Raw genomic sequence first — 19,594 nt, forward strand, 5'->3', positions numbered from 1 at the left:
CGAGAAAGAGTATCCTTTAATACAATTCTTTCGGCAGGCGAGCAAGGTTAAGACAACGCAATGGATCCCGCTTGACCACATCGGTACAGTGGGGGGCAGACGGGTCTGCGGCACATGGAAAGAACCTATCTGCTGGGGTTGGGCTGGATCTTGGGCCTGCTGGTGCGGGCTTGGCCCCAGGCTGCCGGGTGGGGCTGGGGGATCCTGCTGGGATTGGGGCTGGCGGGATCCCTGCTGTGCCGGCGGCAACCGCGTCTGGCCCGCACTTGGCTGGCGATGGGTCTGGTGGGGTGTCTGGCTTGGAATTACCTGGGTTGGCGGCAGCCTTTTCCCGGCCCGACGGATATCAGTCTGTTGGCCCCCCAGCAGCAGATGAACTTGGTGGGCACCGTCCTCTCGGAACCTCGTCCCACCCGCAGCGAACGGCGGCAATTTTGGCTGAGAGCAGAGCAGGTGCTCAACGCCGACTCCACGGCCCGCCAGGTCAGCGGCAAGCTCTACGTCACCACCGGCCCTGAGGCCCTCCAGGACAAGGATCTCCACCCCAACCAACGGGTGCGCCTGACGGGATCCCTGTACCTTCCCAGTCCGGCCTTGAACCCGGGCAGCTTTGATTTTCAAGCCTACCTGCAGCGCCAGGGGGCTTTTGCCGGCTTCAGCGCCCGTGAGGTGATCCTGCAGCCGGGGGGAAGAGGTTGGGGGGGCTGGGTGTTGCGGCGGCGGGTGCGAGAGGCGTTCGTTGCTGGATTGGGGGAGCGGCAGGGGAATCTGTTGGCTTCCTTGGTGCTGGGATCCCGGGCCGCCCAATTGGATTTCGACTTGCAGGATGCCTTCCGGGAAATCGGCATGGCCCATGCGCTGGCCGCCTCTGGGTTCCATGTGTCGCTGTTGGTGGGGGTGGTGTTTGTCCTGACACGGCGGTTGGCGGTGCGCCTGCAGCAGGGGAGCATCCTGGCGGTGCTGGGGCTTTATACCGCCCTCACGGGGTTCAGCCCTTCGGTGTTGCGAGCGGCACTGATGGGGGCGGCGGCCATGCTGGTGCTGACGGAGCCGCGCCTGGAAGGAAAGGTGAAGCTCAATCCCCTGGGGACGCTACTGGTGGCGGCAGTTTTGCTCTTAATCTACGAGCCGCTGTGGATTACAGACCTGGGGTTTCAGCTCAGCTTTGCCGCCACCCTGGGCCTGCTGGTCGGAACAGCCCCAATTGTTTCCCGGCTGGACTTTTTGCCTCCGGCTGTGGCCACCGCCTTGGCCGTTCCGCTGGCAGCCCAGATCTGGACCTTGCCGCTGCAAGTGGCCATCTTTGGCCGCATCCCTACCTACTCGCTGCTGGCCAACCCGCTGCTGCTGATTCTGCTAGTGCCGCTGCTGGTGGCGGGGTTCGGGGTGGCCTTTGTGGCTTTACTCTCTCCAGGGCTGGGATTCCTGCTGGCAAGGCCCCTAGGGCTGCTTCTCACGCCTTTGATCAACTGGGTGAGCTGGATAGCCGGTTGGCCCTTCAGCTCCTACTACACCGGCGGAGTTTCTCTGCTCCAGTGCTTGCTCCTCTACGGCGCGCTGGTGGCCGTGACCTTTTGGCCACGGTGGCAACGGGCTTTCCGCTGGCAGGGCACTGCCTTGATCCTGGTCGGGATCCTGTTGGGGCCGGGGTTGTGGCCGGGGCCAGCCGTTCAGATCACCGCCTTGGCCAGTGGGCGAATCCCCATCCTGGCCATTCAAGCGGAAGGGCGCCACCTCTTGCTCAACAGCGGGGATCCCCGTTTGGCAGAACGCACGGTGTTGCCCTTTTTGCGGCAGCAGGGCTTGCACCGTCTGGACGGGGCGGTGGCCATGACCTCCGCCGGCTCTGCCAATGGCGGCTGGGAGATCCTGCTGTCGGCTTTCTCCAAAGGACTGCGTCCCGCCAGCGCGATTGGGCAATTTTGGGATGGGGGAGGGGCTAATGCGGCTTCCGAAAGTTACCTGCGCTCCCTCAGTGCTGTGCAAGCTGCCGGGATCCCCTATCAGGTGCTGCAGCCAGGCGATCGGATGCCTTTCTCGGAGCGGCTGCGGCTGCAAGCTGTCTACACCAATCCCCTGGTGTTGACACTGGAGGCTGAGGGATCCCATTGGCTGCTGCTGGGCTCTGCCGGCACCCATGTGCAAGCCGAGCTAACCGGATCCCCACTGATGCCGGCCCAGATCGACTGGCTGTGGTGGGACGGAGGATCCCTGATTCTGGATCTGTTGGAGCGCTTTCAGGTGCAGGCGGGCATTAGCTCTGGCTCTGTCGGCGAGACGGTGGTCACCTGGTTCCGGCAGAAACAACGACCCCTCTACGTAGCCGATCGGTCTGGAGCGGTAAGCTGGTCGCGGCGGGGAGTGCAAACCTTGAGGTCACAATTGGATTGAGCAGCGCTGTAGTCTGGGGTACAAACTCGGTAGAATTCGAGCAAAAAAGCTTGCAGCTTCCCAAACAAAGTGGGAGAGAGGCCAGCAGGGCAAGGCGGCGGGGGATGTCTTAGACATGTTCAGAGTAGCTACAGAGGAATAGCTACAGAAGCCGATCCCGCATTCGTCCACAGAGGGTACCCCTACACCTGCAGCGGTTCCCTGGGACAAGCGGGCAGTCGCCAGCACATCTCCAGCCAGCTTTTTAGCTCCTCAGGTTGGCCCATGAGGCTCATTTCCACCAGCAGAATGGCGGCTCGGTCGGCGGCTCCTTTGGATCCGAGACGAATCAAGGCAGACAGGCTTTCTTCCCGCCAGCAGACGGATACCCCCTGCCGGATCAAGGCCCGGGCGGCAACGGGGATGCACGAGAGTGGCACTTGGATGTCCCGCCGCTCGTAATCGGGAATGGACAGCATGAACGGCAACCCAAATCTTTATTATGTCTTAATCTTCTTCCCTTTTCGCCTGTCCGTCACGGGTCTTTGCAAAGTATGAAGTAATCTTTTGTAAACTTTGTAGAGTTCTCGACATCGTTGAGAACAGTGGGTAAGCAAGCGCGGGATCTCTCGCGGGATCCCTGGAGAAAACTTAAAAGATAGCGGCGATTTCTCAGCCTCATTTCCCCACAGCCGCGAGAATGGCTGCATGCGCAGGAGATGGGGAGATGCGAGCAGAAGGTTGGGAAAGGCGAGTTGGTCGCTGGTTGCCCAAGGCCACCCTTGCCGGAGCCGTATTGATCCTAGTGGCAATGGGCAGGCCGCTGCGACTGGTGGGCAACGGAGAAAATATGGTGGTGTTCACCTGGGGAGGGGGGGTGAGCCCGATGGCTTTGCAGCCAGGTCTGCATTGGGTGCCGCCTTTTGTCTCTCGCACGGTGATTTTTGATGTAAAAACCCAAGCTCTGACCTGGAAAGACAACGACCCGACCGCCTACGCACCGCGGCTGGTGGCCCTTTCTCAGGATGGGCAGCAGATTGCGGCTGAGGCGACGCTGCAGTTTCGCATTGTGGACGCCCCCAAGGTCTATACGCAACTGGGGGAAAATTACCTGGATCGCATCGCTCCCATTGTTCGGTCGGTCATTCTGAATGAGACCAGCGGCTTTTCTGCCCAGGCTCTGTATTCCACGGAGCGCCCGCTGCTCCAGGGCCAAATCCGCGAACGGGTGGCTCTTCTGCTGAAGGAATACGGCATCGAGGTTTTGGATTTTCTGCTGCGGGATGTGGATTTCGATCCTGATTTTGTAGCGGCCATTGAGGCAAAGACCATTGCCGAAAATCAACTGGCGCAAAAGCAATTTGAGATCGAGCAGGCCCGCCAAGATGCCCGCGCCATCATTTCTCAAGCGGAGGCAGAAGCCGGTCAATTGAGAGCCAAAGCACAGGCCCTCACCCAAAATCCGCAGTACTTAGAGGTGGTGAAAGCTGCGGTACTGGGATCCCGTCTGGAAACTTTGATCACCAAATAACTCAACAGGAAATCAATCCTTTTAGCCTGTCCCCAATTTCCTCAGCTCTTCTCACCGACCCTAAAACGGGAGCAGCCGCCATGTATCCAACAGGAGAAGCACCCCAAAGCAGAGTGGGTTGGTTAACCGTAGGAGGGATCGCCGTCTTGGCGGCCCTGGGAGTGCTCCGCGCTTGCCTGTACGTCACTTTGCCCGGACATGCCACTGTAGTTTTCAATACCTTTTCCGGGTTGCAGAAGGGGCGGGTAGAATTGCCGGGGGTCATCTTCCGGATCCCGGGGATCGAAACGCCGATCACCTACACCGTGCTCACCCGCGTTTGGGAGTTTACCAACGACCCCGCCTCGGCCAATGCCATCAGCAACGCCATCACCGTGAACACCGCCGATGGGCAAGCCTTTGCCATCGATGTAGCCATTGCCCTCAAGCCCAACCTCGCCACTTTGGACGAGCTGCACGCCAACATCGGCGAGAACTATCTTTCCACGGTGGTGGTGCCGGTGGTGCGCTCCAAAATCCGGGATATCTCCGCCTCTTTCAATTCGGAAGACTTTTACCGGAAAAGCCAGCGGGCTGCCATCGAACAACGAGCGCTGGACTTGATTCGCCAAGAGATGCCTACTGTCAACCGCGATGGCCAAACCCTGCCTCTGGTGCAGGTGGAGGGCCTGTTTCTGGGCAACCCCGATTTCCCACAAGCCTTAAGAGACTCGATTGAACGCAAACAGGTGGCCTCGATTACAGCACAAACGGCGGCAGTGCGGGCGCAAATTCAGGAAAAAGAGACCGAGCGGCTGCTGATCTTGGCGGCGGCCAACCAGCGGGCCATTGAGCTGAAAGGACAAGCGGCAGCGCAGAACGCGCAACTGGCGGATCTGCTGTTCTACGAGAAGCTGCAAGAGCGCATCCAAAACCCGACGGGCTCGCTGCCCCGTTTGCGCATCATCCGCGTCGAGGGAGATGCCACCGTGTTTCTCAATGTGGATCCCCATCAGGCAGCCCTGCAAAGAGGGCAGTAGGTTCAGCAAAGTTGCGGAGTACAGACTTAAAAGTCTGAGTATAAAGTGTGTCCAGATGTGAAGGCGGAGGGATGTCATTCGAGTTCGTTGACATCCTACCGCCAGGAGTCTGGGCTGGGATCCCTCGTAGAGTTGCGCCGAATCCAACTCAGGGGGAAAGCTCGTACTCGATGCAAGGCTAGGTTTTACCACCATGAACTCCCACCTGATCCACACCCCCTTTCCCCGCCTAAACCCGAAGCTGGCGGAGGCGGATCATGTTTTGGTGGTGGACGATCAGGCCAGCAGCCGCCTCTACATCGGTGAGCTGTTGCGGTCAGCCCACTTCCGCGTGAGCGAGGCCACCAACGGCGAAGAGGCTTTAGAAGCCGTGGAGCGACTCCGGCCAGACTTGGTGCTGCTGGATGTGCTGATGCCGAACATGAGCGGGTTCGATGTCTGCCGGCAACTGAAGGCCAATGAGCTGACCCGCCTGATCCCCGTTGTGCTGATTACAGCCCTGACCGACCGCTCCAATCGCCTGATGGGGATGCAGGTGGGGGCCGACGACATTTTGACCAAGCCCTTCGATCACGTGGAGCTGCTGGCGCGGGTACGCTCATCCATCCACCAAAAGCGTTTGAACGAAGATCTGGATCACGCCGCCAAGGTGTTGTTTGCCATTGCCCGCGCCGTGGAAAGTCGGGATCCCACCACGGGTGACCATTGCGAACGCTTGGTGGCCATGGGGGAACAGTTTGGCCGTTACTTGGGGCTGTCTCGTCAACAGATCAAGGCCCTGCGCTGGGGCGGCTACCTGCACGACATCGGCAAAGTCGGGATCCCGGATGCGATTTTGTGCAAGCAGGGCAAGCATACCCCGGAAGAATGGGAGATCATGAAGTCCCACGTCTTGATTGGCGAAGACATTTGTCGGGGCTTGCGCACCATGCAGGATGTGCTGCCGATCATCCGCCACCACCACGAGCGTTGGGATGGCAGCGGCTACCCGGATGGGCTGGCAGGCGAAGAGATTCCCCTGTTGGCCCGCGTCTTTCAGGTGATCGACATCTTCGACGCTCTGATCTCCCCTCGCCCCTACAAACCCGCCTTGACTGCCGAACAGGCCATAGGAGTGCTGCGGGAGGAAACCCGCAAGGGCTGGCGGGATCCGAACTTGGTGCGCGAGTTTTGTGACTTTATGTTTGTCACCGCCTTTAATTTGGTGGAGGCGGGATAGGGTCTGGAGGGCCGGGCCAGTCTGGAGAGGCGGCTTTTGGGGTTTGAGCGGCAACGATTACCCCGGCTACACGGATCCCGGCAGCGGCCAATACCTGCTGGGCGGCTTGCACAGTAGAGCCGGTGGTGTAGATGTCATCCACCAGCAACACCGGTGTGGCCGGAACTTGTTTCAGGGCAAAGGCCCCGGCCAAGTTGTGCTGTCGTTGCAGCGGGTTGAGCTCATGTTGAGCCGCTGTGGCCCGCACCCGCACCAGAGCATCGGGCAGGTGGCGAAGACCGGTGCGCTCGCAAAAAGCCTGGCTGATCAAGGCTGCCTGATTATAGCCCCGCTGCCGCAGCCGCTCTGCATGCAGAGGGATGGGCACCACCGTGTAGGCCCCAGGGGAGCCTAAAGAGGTGGACTGGCTTTCGACCCAACGGGATCCCAGCCATTCTCCCAAAACCGAGCCAATGCGCCGTTGTCCCTCGTACTTCAGGCAGTAGATGGCCCTGCGCAGCGCCCCCCGGTGGATCCCCCAGGCGTAAAGTGGCCAAGGCGAGGTGGTGACTGGCCAAGTGGCAAGGCGCTCCGCCTGCAACCGCCTTTGACAGTCTTGACAGAACACGGCCTTGGCAGGGCGCCGGCAAAGCGGACATGGAGGCACAATCCACCAATCTAACCAGCCCATCGTCTGCTAGGGATCCTTTCTGGTGTGCAGAGTCTCCTAAAAAGCTGAGGCAAGGGGGGAACGAGGCCGAAATTCAGACTCGGCCAGGCTAACAGCCCAGCAGTCCATCCCCAAGTTGACGCTGGGATCCCGCCTTGCTAGGATTCAATATCGCCGGATAATTCAACCGGATAATTTAAAATTTAAGCCGTGACCTTCTCTGCCAGCCCATGCCCACCATTCAGCAACTGATCCGTGAGGAGCGCAGCGTTGCCGCTCGCAAAACCAAGTCCCCTGCCCTGAAGGCTTGTCCACAGCGGCGGGGGGTTTGCACCCGAGTGTACACGACAACGCCCAAAAAGCCCAACTCGGCCCTGAGAAAAGTGGCTCGCGTTCGCCTCACTTCCGGCTTTGAGGTCACTGCCTACATTCCTGGCATCGGCCACAACCTGCAGGAGCACTCTGTGGTCCTGATTCGCGGTGGGCGGGTTAAGGATTTGCCCGGCGTGCGTTACCACATTATCCGGGGCACCCTCGACGCTGCAGGGGTCAAAGACCGCAAACAAGGCCGCTCCAAATACGGGGCGAAACGGCCCAAGCCGGGCCAAGCTCCAGCCGCCGCTGGCAAGAAAAAATAGCTTTGCCCTCACCCTCAACCCTCCATATCCCACTCGTCATCTTTCTTTCTGCCATCCTCATCTGAACAAGCAACCCAGCTCCTATGTCTCGCCGCAACCGTGCCCCTCGTCGTGATGTGCCCCCGGATCCCAAGTATGGGAGCCGTCTGGTTACCATGCTGATCCGCAAGTTGATGATGAGGGGTAAGGCATCCCTGGCTGCCAGGATCCTCTATGAAGCTCTGGACATTGTGCGGGAGCGCACTGGCCAAGACCCACTGCCCTTGCTGGAAAATGCTGTTCGCAACGCCACCCCACTGGTGGAGGTGAAAGCCCGCCGGGTGGGCGGAGCCACTTATCAGGTGCCTGTGGAGGTGAGAGGAGAACGGGGCACTTCCCTAGCGCTGCGCTGGTTGGTGACCTTTTCGCGCACTCGTCCAGGTCGCACCATGGCCGCCAAGTTGGCCAATGAGCTGATCGATGCAGCCAACGAAACCGGCAGCGCCATTCGACGGCGGGAAGAGGTGCATCGCATGGCCGAGGCCAACAAGGCCTTTGCCCACTACCGCTACTGAACTAGCCTGGCGGAGCAGTGGAGACTTTTGGGATCCCTGTTCTGCCCAGCCCGAGTTCCAGCGAGGTGGAGAAAAATCGGCAAAAAAGATTAGAATTGTAAAGGATTTTTTAGTTTGCCCAAGTCGCAGGGCGACGAGGATTGGGAGGTTGACGTGGCACGCACAGTTCCCCTAGAACGAGTCCGAAACATCGGCATCGCGGCTCACATCGATGCTGGCAAGACCACGACCACAGAGCGGATTCTCTTCTACTCCGGTCTGGTGCACAAAATTGGCGAAGTTCACGACGGAACTGCGGTCACCGATTGGATGGCCCAGGAGCGGGAGCGGGGCATCACCATCACCGCTGCGGCCATCACCACCCGTTGGACTAAGCGGGATCCCGCAAATCCTTCCCAGCCCCTCTCCGGCGCACCGGAGTACACCATCAACATCATCGATACTCCTGGGCACGTCGATTTCACCATCGAAGTTGAGCGCTCCATGCGGGTGCTGGATGGGGTGATCGCCGTCTTTGACTCGGTGGGCGGCGTGCAGCCTCAGTCTGAGACCGTCTGGCGGCAAGCCAATCGTTACAATGTGCCCCGCATTGCCTTCGTCAACAAAATGGATCGCATGGGGGCCAATTTCCTCAAGGTTTACAACCAGATCCGGGAGCGCCTCAAGGCCAATGCTGTGCCCATCCAACTGCCCATCGGTGCCGAAGACGGGTTTTGCGGCATTGTTGACTTGGTGCGGATGCAAGCCCGCATTTATATGGATGAGATCGGCAAAGACATTCGTCCGGCCCCCATCCCTGAGGAGATGAAAGATCTCGTGGCAGAGTATCGGGCCAAGCTGGTGGAAGCAGTGGCCGAGACGGACGAAGCTCTGATGGAAAAGTACTTCGCCGAAGAAGATCTGAGCGAAGCCGACTTGATGGCGGGTCTGCGCAAAGGCACGATCAGCGGCCAAATTGTGCCCATGCTGTGTGGCTCTGCCTTCAAGAACAAGGGAGTCCAGATGCTGCTGGATGCGGTGGTGGATTACCTGCCCTCGCCTGTGGATATTCCGGCCATCAAGGGGGTGCTGCCAGATGGTTCAGAAGTGTCCCGCCGTGCCAGCGACGATGAGCCCTTCTCCGCCCTGGCCTTCAAGTTGATGAGTGATAAGTACGGGGATCTCACCTTTATTCGCGTCTACTCGGGGGTGTTGACCAAAGGTACTTATGTGCTCAACTCCACCAAGAACAAGAAGGAGCGAATTTCGCGGTTGGTGGTGCTGAAGGCCGATGAACGCTTGGACGTGGATGAGCTGCGGGCAGGAGATCTGGGAGCTGTGGTGGGCCTCAAGGACACCACCACCGGAGACACCCTCTGCGACGAAAATGCGCCGGTGATCCTGGAGTCTCTGTTTATCCCAGAGCCGGTGATCTCAGTAGCGGTAGAACCCAAAACCAAAGCCGATATCGATAAGCTCTCCAAGGCCCTGCAGGCCCTGGCCAAGGAGGATCCCACCTTCCGCGTGTCTGTGGATCCCGAGACCAATCAAACCATCATCTCTGGGATGGGCGAGCTGCACCTGGAGATCTTGGTGGATCGGATGCTGCGGGAGTTCAACGTAGAAGCCAATGTTGGCAACCCACAGGTGGCCTACCGCGAAACCATTCGCAAGCCGGTTAGCCGCGTGGAAGGCAAGTTTGTTCGCCAGAGTGGTGGCCGCGGCCAGTACGGCCATGTGGTTATCGACCTAGAGCCGGCGGAGCCGGGTACAGGATTTGAGTTCGTTTCCAAGATTGTGGGTGGCGTTGTGCCTAAAGAATACATTGGGCCAGCCGAGCAAGGGATCCGAGAAGCCTGCGAATCCGGTGTGCTGGCGGGCTATCCCCTGATTGACATCCGCGCCACCCTGGTGGATGGCTCCTACCACGAGGTGGACTCCAGCGAAATGGCCTTCAAGATCGCCGGTTCGATGGCTCTGAAGGAGGCCGCTCGCAGGGCAAGCCCTACCCTGCTGGAGCCGATGATGAAGGTCGAAGTGGAAGTCCCTGAAGCCTTTGTGGGGGATGTCATCGGGGACATCAACGCCCGCCGCGGCCAGATGGAGGGGATGAATACAGAAGGCGGCATTACCAAAGTCAATGCCAAAGTTCCCTTGGCGGAGATGTTTGGCTATGCCACCGACATTCGCTCCAAAACCCAGGGTCGAGGCACCTTCACGATGGAGTTCAGCCACTACGAGGAAGTTCCTCGCAGTATCGCCGAAGCCATCATTGCCAAAAACAAAGGAAATGAGTAGCTGACTGAAACCAAAAAGGAAGTGACGATTCATGGCACGCGCTAAGTTTGAACGCACCAAACCCCATGTCAACGTTGGCACCATCGGCCATGTTGACCACGGCAAGACCACCCTGACGGCTGCCATCACCACCACCTTGGCCGCTTTGGGCCAGGCTACAGCCAAGCGGTACGATGAAATCGACGCAGCGCCAGAGGAAAAAGCTCGCGGCATTACCATCAACACCGCCCACGTCGAGTATCAGACTGCCAACCGTCACTACGCCCACGTGGATTGTCCCGGCCACGCCGACTACGTGAAGAACATGATCACAGGCGCGGCTCAGATGGATGGGGCCATCTTGGTGGTGTCTGCAGCTGATGGTCCCATGCCCCAAACACGGGAGCACATCCTGTTGGCCCGTCAGGTAGGGGTGCCCAGCTTGGTGGTCTTTCTGAACAAGGCAGACATGGTGGACGATCCAGAGCTGCTGGAGTTGGTGGAGCTGGAAGTGCGGGAACTTCTCTCCAAATACGACTTCCCCGGCGACGACGTTCCCATCATCAGAGGATCGGCGCTGAAAGCTCTGGAACGGATGACCGCCAACCCCAAAACCCAGCGGGGCGAAGATCCTTGGGTGGACAAAATTTATGAGCTGATGGATGCGGTGGACTCCTACATTCCCACGCCTGAGCGGGATGTGGACAAGCCCTTCCTGATGGCTGTGGAGGATGTCTTCTCGATTACTGGTCGGGGCACGGTGGCCACGGGCCGGATCGAGCGGGGCCGCATCAAAGTGGGCGAAACGGTGGAACTGGTGGGCCTGCGAGAAACTCGCTCTACCACCGTTACCGGCCTGGAGATGTTCCAGAAAACCCTCGACGAAGGGATTGCCGGCGACAACGTTGGTGTGCTGTTGCGGGGCATTCAGAAGAACGAAGTGGAGCGCGGCATGGTGCTGGCCAAGCCCAAGACCATTACTCCTCACACCAGCTTCGAGTCTGAGGTGTATGTCCTCAAGAAAGAGGAAGGAGGTCGCCACACGCCGTTCTTCGCCGGCTATCGTCCTCAGTTCTATGTGCGCACCACCGATGTAACCGGCACCATCTCTTCCTTTACGGCTGATGACGGATCCCAGCCAGAGATGGTGATGCCTGGTGACCGCGTTAAGATGACGGTGGAGCTGATCCAGCCCATCGCCATTGAGCAGGGGATGCGCTTTGCTATCCGCGAGGGTGGCCGTACTGTCGGAGCGGGTGTTGTCTCCAAGATCCTGAAGTAAGCTGCTTTTTCCTGGCAGGGATTGAGTGCCGACGGCCCCAGACCAACTCAGTTGCGATAGTGGCGCGGAGCACTTTCCCTGCCAGCTTTTTTGAGTCCCCCTTTTTCTGGATTGCTCTCCGGCCATGCCTACCTTGACTCAACAGAAAATTCGTATCCGCCTGAAGGCTTACGATCATCGGCTGCTGGATACTTCCTGCGACAAAATCGTGGATACGGCTCGTCGTACCGACGCCGTGCCGGTTGGCCCGATTCCTTTGCCTACTCGGCGCCGCATCTACTGTGTGCTGCGCTCCCCCCACACCGACAAGGACTCGCGGGAACATTTTGAAACCCGCACCCACCGGCGCATTATCGACATCTATTCCCCCTCTTCCAAAACCATCGATGCTCTCATGAAGCTGGATCTGCCAGCAGGGGTAGATATCGAGGTGAAGCTGTGATGGATCTGCAGGGATCCCCCGCTTTCGCAGTCATTTCGTAGAGCTTGGATGAGGGCAGCAGCGGGTGACAACATCGGTTGATCCGGTCGATCGCGATAGTGGTGCAGACCCCTCTCAGGGGTTGGCAACTCCAGGAGCGGCCCAATCCCCCATCCCGGTTTTGGTGGTGGGGGCCCTGGGCAAAATGGGGCGGGAGGTGGTGCGAGCCGTTGCCCAGACGCCCGACATGAGGTTGGTGGGGGCGGTGGCCCGCTCGCAATTGGGCTCGGATATTGGCGAGGTGCTGGGCCTGGGATCCCTGGGGGTGGAGATTACCGACGACCTGCCGGGGCAGTTGCTGAGGTTGTCGCAGCGCAGCAACCGCGGCGTGATGGTGGATTTTACCCATCCTCGGTCGGCATTTGAACATGTTCGCTCGGCCATTGCCTTTGGCGTGCGTCCGGTGGTGGGGACGACGGGCCTGACGCCGGAGCAGGTGGAGCGGCTGCGGGATCTGGCGGACAAGTCGGGTGTGGGCTGTTTAATCGCGCCCAATTTCGCCATCGGCATGATTTTGCTGCAGCAGATGGCCCTGCAGGCGGCGCAGTATTTTGACCACGTTGAGATCATCGAGCTGCACCACAACCGCAAAGCGGATGCCCCCAGCGGCACGGCTCTACAGACGGCCCAACGGCTGGGACAATTGGGCAAAACCTTTAACCCGCCCGTTCGCGACAGCGGGACGGAGTCCTCAGTGGAAGAAAAAGAGCTGATCCCCGGTGCGCGGGGAGGGCTCTCTGGCCCCAACATTCCCATTCACAGCGTTCGTCTGCCGGGGTTGATCGCCCATCAGGAGGTCATTTTTGGTGGGATGGGGCAAACCCTCACCTTGAGACACGACACCACCGATCGGATAGCTTTTATGCCGGGGGTGATCCTGGGGATCCGCAAGGTGCTGCAGCTTCAAGGTTTGGTCTACGGGCTGGAGCAGGTCTTGAGCTAGTGGGTCAGGGGAGGGATCCCGGCCTCATCCAGAATGCGGGGGATGAGGTGCTCGGCTTTGACGGCCATCAGATGCACCCCATGGCAGATCTGGCGGGCCTGACGCACCTGTTCGGCGGCAATGCGGATCCCTTCTTCGAGGGGGTGGGCGGCGTTGGCCAGCCGCCGGATGATCCCGTCTGGGATCTTCACTCCTGGCAGGTTGCGGTTGATAAACTCGGCATTTTTGGCCGACTTGAGCAAAAAGATGCCGGCCAAAATGGGCTTGCCGGCGGGACGGCCCAACTTATCCATGAAGCGCTCCAGCTGCTCAAAGTCGGTGACCATCTGGCTCTGGAAAAATTGGGCCCCGTTTTCCAGCTTGCGGTGGAAGCGCCGCTCCAGGCCGGAAAAGCTGCCCGATTGGGGTTCTACTGCTGCCCCCGGCAACAGATGCGTGCCCCCATCCGGGAGAGGTTTGCCGTTGCAATCGAGGCCATTGTTCAGCCGTTGGATAAGCTGCAGCAAGCGCACCGACTCCAGATCGAATACGGGGCGGGCATCGGGGCAATCGCCGATGTGGATGGGATCCCCGGTGAGGGCCAACACATTGCGCAGGCCGAGAGCTGAGGCCCCCAACAGATCCCCCTGGAGGGCCAGGCGGTTGCGATCCCGACAGGCCAACTGCAGGATCGGTTCAACGCCTGCCTGATGCAACAGCAGCGAAGCTGCCAACGGGCTCATGCGGGCCATGGCTCGGTTGGAGTCCGTAATGTTGATGGCATGCACCCGCCCCTTGAGCTGCTGGGCCAGAGACAGCAGGGTGCTGGTGTCGGATCCCTTGGGGGGGGTGATCTCGGCGGTGAGCAGAAATTCCCCCCGCTGGATGGCCTGGGCGAAGCGGGACAGGGGAGGTGATGAGGGGATCAGGGCCACAATTTCGGCAGAAAGGGTAAAACGGGCTGGCCTATTATCGACTTTTCCAGGAGGTTTTTCCAGACAGGTCGTCCTTTCTCAGAGCTTGGGCGAGGGAAGGGGGCTGGGCGGGGGCTGCACCCGCATTTCCCCCAGCCATATCTGGGGATCCCCCTGTTGCAGATGCTGCCGCCAATCTTGTGCGGCTGCAGGAGGGATCCCGTCCCCGCTCAAGGCCCAGCTCCAGCCGATCACCTGAGGCCAGCGTTGGGCCTCTAGGGCTGCCAGCAGAGGTTGAGAGGCTTCCGAGCCCAGGGCTGGCCCGCGGATCACCACAGGCACTTCCGGGTTGAGGGCCTCAAGGCGGCGGTACAGCGGTTCAAAAGCGGCGGGATCCCCCGTTACCTGTAGGCTCAGCCAGTCCATCCCAGGGAAGTTAGCCCAGGTGGACACGGCCTTGGCATCTTCTCCGTCCAGCTCCACCACCCAGAGCAAATTGGCCGGGGACTCCGTCCCGCTAACGCGAACAGAGCGCAGGGTTTGCATCAGGTGTTGGTAAGCCCGTTGTTGCAGCGAGGACTCCGTCCCACCAAAGGGCTCCCCACCGCTACCGCGAGCGCGTTCGGGATCCCCGTCGCCAACAACGACGGCCAGGATGATGGGGGTGGCAAAGCGCTGGATCCCGCGGGCCCAAGAGCGCAAGGTCTCATCGTGATCCCCATTGGCCAAGGCAGAAAGTTGGGCTGGATCTAGCCGCAGGCGCAGGTAGGGGACTGAGCCGCTTTCCCGCAGGCGACTGGCCAACTGCTGTGGAAAGTCCTGGCGGGGATCCCAGAGGTGATCCACGGCTGCCCAGGCGGGGGGTTGACCGATGGCCTGGCGATAGGACAAGAGCTGATCCCAAGTGGGAATGCCCGGCCAAGCGACCCCGTGATACAGCCGACCCGGAGGTGGCGGCAGCGGCCTACCCCGCAGAAAGGGGGCGGAATCGGGTGGGATTGGCGAGGTGAGAACAACCTCCAGCCGCAGCGGCGGCAAGACCTCACCGGCAGGGGGATGCGGCAGGGAGAAAGGGAGGATCCAACTGCGCTCCTGGAACTGGCCTCGGATGATCTGCTGGGTGTGAAAGTCCTGGGGAGGTGGCAGCGGTTCCAGCGGGTCTTCCCCCCAGAAAGCCCGTTGGATTACCAAGCGCACCCCTGCGCCGGGGTGGATCAGAGGCGTGGTGGTATCCAGGTGAAAGCTACCCCTGAGGCGGGTGGACGTCTCATTGGGCTCAACCCGGAAGGAGAAGGTGAGCTGGTCAGATCGGTAGGTGCCTGGAGCGGGGGAAGCAGTGGGGGGCGGGGATCCCGGCAGGCTTTCGCAGTCGGTGCAGGGAAAAATGGCCTGCGGATGGAGAGAGACAGAAGCCTCGCGGGCGGATTGCAGTTGCTCAGCAGTGATGACAAAACTGGCCCAAAGGTGTTTCAGACGGGGCTCCCGACCAGGCTGAATATCGGAAAAGGATCGGCCTTCGGGAGTGGCCGTCCGCGTGCCGACAGCAGCGCCATCCAGAGGGACTGTAGAAACCGGGTCGCCAGCACATCCCCCCAAAAAACCAACCGACAAAATCAGCAGCAGCGCCCAGCCGCAAGTGCTCCGCACCGCTACCGCGACCCAGGGGTCGAGTTTGCAGTTGGATGGCTGGATCATGATCTCACCTCAATACACCACTCCTGCCCGGCTACCGAAGGGAGTCGATGCCGCTCTCGTCTTGTGGACGGTGCGGTTCCCGACGGGGCACCAACGCAAACGGCCAGCAAGATCCCTTTCCCTCCGGTTGCTAGAGGGATCCTCGCCCAGAGGCACACCCTTTGAGATTGATCCCGATCACACCCGTTGCTGAACGGGAAAGGTCTCCGTCCTGCCCAGGCGAACTATCCCTGCGGCACGGTTGCGACTTCTGGGTAAATGGTCAGGATCCCTTCGTAGAGGATTTGGCCGGGCTGCAACTCCAAGCGGTCGATGCGCACGCCGGGATCCAACTGAATGGGGAAATCGGCCAGGCCGGGGATGGGGATCTCTTGGCCTTCGCTCACCCAGAGGGGATTGACCAGCCGCAACCGGTTGGGGCCTTGGGCTTCTAGGCCGGTCAGCACCGTCACCGGCGCTTCCACCCCTTCCGGAGTGGTCAGGTTAGCCTGGATGCGCAGCCGACCCTGTTCCAGCGTGACCTGAGGCTGGCGGATGAGAAAGGGCACCACTTGGCCCCCAACGGGCAACTGCACCTGGGCCTGGGCCAGTTGGGCTTGGATGAGGGGAGCCTGAAGGGTGCGGTTCAGGTCTTCCTCGGTGAGGCGTAAACTCACCTGCACCGGCACAGGGGCCAATAGCCGCAGCGGGCTCCGTCCCTGGATGGCTTCGCCCACATTGAGGCGAATATCCTGGCCCCGCAGCCGCAGATGGCTGACCTGAAAGCCTTGATAGCTGAGGTTGTCTCCCGACACCTGGGCCTGAGGGATCTGCCCGTTCAAAATCTGGGCGTCGGAGCCGGCAATCTGTACCTGCAGGTTATCGACCCTCTGAACCTCCGAACGGATCCAAGCGGCCACCAAGGGGCTGAGAAGGGATCCGGCAATCTGGGCAAATCCGGGGGGCCAAGGCCAAAACATGGTGGGTAGGCTGAGCAGCAGAGCAAACCCCAGCCGCTGCCCCGCTTGCGAGAGCCGTTGGCGGCGACAGGTTGCCGATTGGGTTTGGAGAGGAGACGGATCTGGACTGGGCCGATGGCAAGACGTGAGCAGCACTGGATACCTCGGGAGCAACAACAAGCGATGGTTTCCACCCAACTACGACCAGACTAGGGCAGGACTTCTCCGCCGAACAGAGGGATCCCCCGCACACTTGGAGAGGCTATCCATCCGTCAACTGCCACCAAAGATACCCCAGCCGCAGGTAGTGAAGCCGTAGCCAGGGCAAAGGGAAAGAGCGGGGCGGCTGGCGAAACAGAGCGCTCATCTGGGAAGGGATCCCGGCAATCTCCTGGGCCAGCATTTTGCCCGCCCACACTGCTGTGGCCACACCGCTGCCGTGATAGGCCAAGCCGTACCACAGGCTGGGATCCGCCGGCGAAGGGCCAATATGGGGGTGAAACTGCCGAGAAAGGCAGACCAGTCCATTCCAGGCGTACTCGATCTCCACCCCTTCCCAAGCAGGGAAAAGACGATAGAGCTGTCGAGTCATCCAAGTGCGCAACTGCTGTCGCTCCGTCGGGGTATCGCGGGTGCCACCCCGTCCCCCAAACAGCAGGCGCCCATCCGGCAGCAGACGGTAATAGAACAGCAGCCGCCGCATGTCGTAGAGCGGCGTCGGATCCCACCACCCTTGCGCTTTCTGCTCCTGAGGCGTCAGAGGTCGGGTGACCAGGATGTTGGACAGTGCCGGCAACAGGGATCCCGCCAGTTGGGGATACAGGGCCTCTGGGGTGTAGCCATTGGTGGCGATGACCAAGTGCCGAGCGCGCACCGTTCCTCCCGGCGTGTGGCAGCAGTGGTGGGATCCCACCTTTTCCCAGGCCGTGACCGGACTGCCGCTGTACAGCTTCGCCCCCCACCGGTGGGCTGCTTGGGCCAGCCCTTGGGTGAGCTTGAGGGGGTTGAGGCCAAACCCCACCCCGATGTGCAAAGCGCCGTGGTTCTCTTGGCTGTTGAAGCCGCGTTCCCGCAGCTCTTTGGGGTTGAGGAGCTGGGCCGGGTAGCCCGCCACCTGAGTACAGATCTGGTACTCGGCCTCTAACTCCGACCATGCCTGTGGACGATGGGCCACTGCATAGCAGCCCTGTCCCTGAGCCTCTAGGGAGAAGCCCTCGCTGGCCGCCAGCTCCTGAACGGTTTCCACCGCCTGCCATTGATCCCGGTAGTAGCGCTCCGTCTCCGCCAGCCCCACCCGCCGCACCATCTGGGTGTGGGTAAGGTGGCTCGACCCCACCCCGCAAAAGCCACCGTTGCGTCCCGAGGCCCCCCAACCCAGGGATCCCGCCTCCAGCAGACAAGCATGGATGCCGTGGTCGCGGGCCAGGTGCAAGGCCGTCGATAGCCCCGTCAATCCTCCCCCCACAATGACCACCTCCGCGCCCACCTGCGCTTGCAAAGGTGCCGGATGCCGCCAGCCGGGATCTGCTATCGTGCTGTCCCAGTAGCTGCCGACCGGGCAGGCAGGATCGTAGGTGCTGGCAGGATAAAGGCCCTTTCTCATACGAGCAATGGGAAGAACATCTTGCTGGGCAACGCCGAAGTGCTCGGTACCGCTGAGGCGACCGGTCGCAGGACAAGTGCTGAAGGGGATCCCCTCACTCCTGGGCAACGCTGTCGCAACCGGCAGCAGCGGCCTCCATATCGGCAGGGGTATTGCAGTCCAGGAAGATCTCAGGAGTGTAGAGCTCCACCTCCTGTACCCGCCTGCCCAGATCCTGCAACAACCGGCGCAGGCCCAGGGTTTCTTCTCGGAGATCCAACAGCTTTTCCCGCAAGCGCCTGTCGATCAGGGTAGGGTGCCCCCGTCGCCCTCGATGCACCGGCACAGTAACCCAAGCGCGATGGCGCAGATGGTACTCCAGCAAGCTGTGGTAGATCCACGCCGGGCGGGGCTGATCCACCGCCGAAATGGCCAGCACCTGAAAATCGGCAGGGATCCCTTCCACCCCTACCCGAATGGAGTGGGTCTTGCCCAGCTCAGGAGCCGGATTGACCAGCACCTCTGCCCCTGCCAAGTGGGGTTGGGCTGCCGCCAAATGCTGGGATCCCAGCACCACCCAGGGTTGAAACCCCGCCTGTCGCCACTGAAAAATCTGGTAAGAGAGCAGGGTTTGCCCGTCTTTCCAGGGCAGAAAGGCTTTCGGCTCTCCCATCCGCGTGGAAAACCCAGCCGCCAAGATCAGCGCATGCAGCTTCGGCTCATTTGCCAAGGAGCTTCACCAGCAGAATGCCAAACAAATATAGAAACGTCACAGCCCCGGCCAAAAGGCTCTGGGTGAGGGGATCCGTCGAAGGGGTGAGAATGGCCCCCGCCACCACCGCGCCCAGAACCACATAGCGCCAGCCCTTGAACATCTGCTCGGCAGTCACCAGCCCCAGCGCCCCCAGCAGCGCCTGCAAAATCGGCACCTGAAAGGCCAGGCCGGTGCTGAACAGCAGCAGCAGCACAAACTCGAAGTAGCGGTCGATGGACCAAGCCTGATCCACCACCCCTTCGCCGTAGCGGATGAAAAAGTTAAGCGCCGCCGGAATGAGGAGATAGTAGGCAAAGACCAAGCCGGCCACAAAGAGAAGGCTGGATCCCAGCACCACCGGCCCCAGCAGCTTGCGCTCCTTCACGCTCAGCCCCGGCAAGACGAAGCGGGCAATTTGGTAGAGCAAAAAGGGTGTGGCCAGCAATAACCCCGAGTAGGCCGCCACCTTCACAGAAACGAAAAAATACTCCCCCGGCGCCAGTTGCAAAAAGGTAACCCCCTGCGCGGGCACCTCCAGCAGGGCGACAATGCGGTTCACCACGGCAAAGCAAGCGATGATGCAGATCACCACCGCGATCACGCTGGCCAACAGGCGGCTGCGCAGCTCTTCCAAGTGCTCCATCAAGGTCATTTCGACCTCGTAGGGAAACTCCGGATCCCGCACCCGACCAGACTCAGGGGCCGCCGCGGCTTGCTCCGGGGATTCGGTCTCAGAGGCAAGGGTCATGGGCCAAGGTGTAACGAGACGTTCCCCGCTATCTTAGCGCTG

The 19,594-nt window shown here is 60.7% G+C and carries 18 protein-coding genes; 10 read left to right on the forward strand and 8 right to left on the reverse strand.

The window, feature by feature from the left end:
* The first annotated feature begins 114 nt into the window (after positions 1 to 114).
* Entirely contained in the window at positions 115 to 2,391 is a 2,277-nt protein-coding gene (locus tag NW839_RS06725; protein WP_414349896.1) for a ComEC/Rec2 family competence protein, read from the forward strand.
* A gap of 182 nt (positions 2,392 to 2,573) precedes the next feature.
* Here NW839_RS06725 and NW839_RS06730 read toward each other — a convergent pair whose 3' ends face one another.
* Positions 2,574 to 2,849 (reverse strand): hypothetical protein, encoded by a 276-nt coding sequence (locus tag NW839_RS06730; protein WP_414349897.1) that lies wholly within the window; start codon positions 2,847 to 2,849, stop codon positions 2,574 to 2,576.
* 248 nt (positions 2,850 to 3,097) lie between these two features.
* Here NW839_RS06730 and NW839_RS06735 point away from each other — a divergent pair, with 248 nt between their 5' ends.
* The 3 genes from NW839_RS06735 to NW839_RS06745 all read left to right on the forward strand — a co-directional run bounded on the left by NW839_RS06735 (position 3,098) and on the right by NW839_RS06745 (position 6,139).
* Complete coding sequence (locus NW839_RS06735; RefSeq protein WP_414343102.1) at positions 3,098 to 3,901, forward strand: prohibitin family protein; 804 nt, start codon at positions 3,098 to 3,100, stop codon at positions 3,899 to 3,901.
* An 80-nt stretch (positions 3,902 to 3,981) separates the two neighbouring features.
* The gene (locus tag NW839_RS06740; protein WP_414349898.1) at positions 3,982 to 4,920 is read left to right on the forward strand and encodes a prohibitin family protein; all 939 of its coding nucleotides are present in this window, start codon (positions 3,982 to 3,984) and stop codon (positions 4,918 to 4,920) included.
* 193 nt (positions 4,921 to 5,113) lie between these two features.
* Entirely contained in the window at positions 5,114 to 6,139 is a 1,026-nt protein-coding gene (locus tag NW839_RS06745) for an HD-GYP domain-containing protein (protein ID WP_414349899.1), read from the forward strand.
* Here the strand turns inward: NW839_RS06745 and NW839_RS06750 are convergent.
* Positions 6,117 to 6,809, reverse strand: a complete 693-nt coding sequence (locus NW839_RS06750) for a ComF family protein (protein WP_414349900.1) — start codon at positions 6,807 to 6,809, stop codon at positions 6,117 to 6,119. The two genes, NW839_RS06745 and NW839_RS06750, sit on opposite strands and share 23 nt — an antisense overlap.
* Before the next feature lie 209 nt (positions 6,810 to 7,018).
* On the opposite strand from NW839_RS06750, the gene rpsL reads away from it, so the two are divergent.
* The 6 genes from rpsL (at position 7,019) to dapB (ending at position 12,942) form a co-directional block, all read left to right on the forward strand.
* Entirely contained in the window at positions 7,019 to 7,426 is a 408-nt protein-coding gene (gene rpsL / locus NW839_RS06755) for a 30S ribosomal protein S12 (protein WP_414349901.1), read from the forward strand.
* Positions 7,427 to 7,509: 83 nt separating this feature from the next.
* Entirely contained in the window at positions 7,510 to 7,980 is a 471-nt protein-coding gene (rpsG, locus tag NW839_RS06760) for a 30S ribosomal protein S7 (RefSeq protein WP_011432554.1), read from the forward strand.
* 153 nt (positions 7,981 to 8,133) lie between these two features.
* The gene (gene fusA / locus NW839_RS06765) at positions 8,134 to 10,257 is read left to right on the forward strand and encodes an elongation factor G (RefSeq protein WP_011432555.1); all 2,124 of its coding nucleotides are present in this window, start codon (positions 8,134 to 8,136) and stop codon (positions 10,255 to 10,257) included.
* Between the two features lie 31 nt (positions 10,258 to 10,288).
* Entirely contained in the window at positions 10,289 to 11,518 is a 1,230-nt protein-coding gene (gene tuf, locus NW839_RS06770) for an elongation factor Tu (protein ID WP_414343112.1), read from the forward strand.
* A 124-nt stretch (positions 11,519 to 11,642) separates the two neighbouring features.
* Positions 11,643 to 11,960 (forward strand): 30S ribosomal protein S10, encoded by a 318-nt coding sequence (rpsJ, locus tag NW839_RS06775; protein ID WP_414328725.1) that lies wholly within the window; start codon positions 11,643 to 11,645, stop codon positions 11,958 to 11,960.
* Positions 11,961 to 12,081: 121 nt separating this feature from the next.
* Positions 12,082 to 12,942: a 4-hydroxy-tetrahydrodipicolinate reductase gene (gene dapB / locus NW839_RS06780; RefSeq protein ID WP_414349924.1), complete on the forward strand. Its 861-nt coding sequence runs from the start codon at positions 12,082 to 12,084 to the stop codon at positions 12,940 to 12,942.
* Here dapB and NW839_RS06785 read toward each other — a convergent pair.
* From NW839_RS06785 to tatC, 6 genes are all read right to left on the reverse strand, one after another.
* The gene (locus tag NW839_RS06785) at positions 12,939 to 13,856 is read right to left on the reverse strand and encodes a methylenetetrahydrofolate reductase (RefSeq protein WP_414349902.1); all 918 of its coding nucleotides are present in this window, start codon (positions 13,854 to 13,856) and stop codon (positions 12,939 to 12,941) included. The two genes, dapB and NW839_RS06785, sit on opposite strands and share 4 nt — an antisense overlap.
* Before the next feature lie 78 nt (positions 13,857 to 13,934).
* A complete protein-coding gene (locus tag NW839_RS06790) occupies positions 13,935 to 15,530 on the reverse strand; it encodes a hypothetical protein (RefSeq protein ID WP_414349903.1) in 1,596 nt (531 codons plus the stop codon).
* A gap of 224 nt (positions 15,531 to 15,754) precedes the next feature.
* On the reverse strand, positions 15,755 to 16,624 hold the full coding sequence (locus NW839_RS06795; protein WP_414349904.1) for a DUF2993 domain-containing protein: 870 nt from the start codon (positions 16,622 to 16,624) through the stop codon (positions 15,755 to 15,757).
* A 106-nt stretch (positions 16,625 to 16,730) separates the two neighbouring features.
* Positions 16,731 to 18,179 (reverse strand): NAD(P)/FAD-dependent oxidoreductase, encoded by a 1,449-nt coding sequence (locus tag NW839_RS06800; RefSeq protein ID WP_414349905.1) that lies wholly within the window; start codon positions 18,177 to 18,179, stop codon positions 16,731 to 16,733.
* Entirely contained in the window at positions 18,166 to 18,780 is a 615-nt protein-coding gene (locus NW839_RS06805) for a nucleotidyltransferase family protein (protein ID WP_414349906.1), read from the reverse strand. Before NW839_RS06805 ends, NW839_RS06800 begins: the two co-directional genes overlap by 14 nt.
* Complete coding sequence (gene tatC / locus NW839_RS06810; protein WP_414349925.1) at positions 18,770 to 19,456, reverse strand: twin-arginine translocase subunit TatC; 687 nt, start codon at positions 19,454 to 19,456, stop codon at positions 18,770 to 18,772. The genes NW839_RS06805 and tatC overlap by 11 nt, the downstream gene beginning before the upstream one ends.
* Positions 19,457 to 19,594 lie beyond the last annotated feature (138 nt).

It is taken from the genome of Synechococcus sp. R5-15, from assembly GCF_047462035.1.
GTDB lineage: Bacteria > Cyanobacteriota > Cyanobacteriia > Thermostichales > Thermostichaceae > Thermostichus.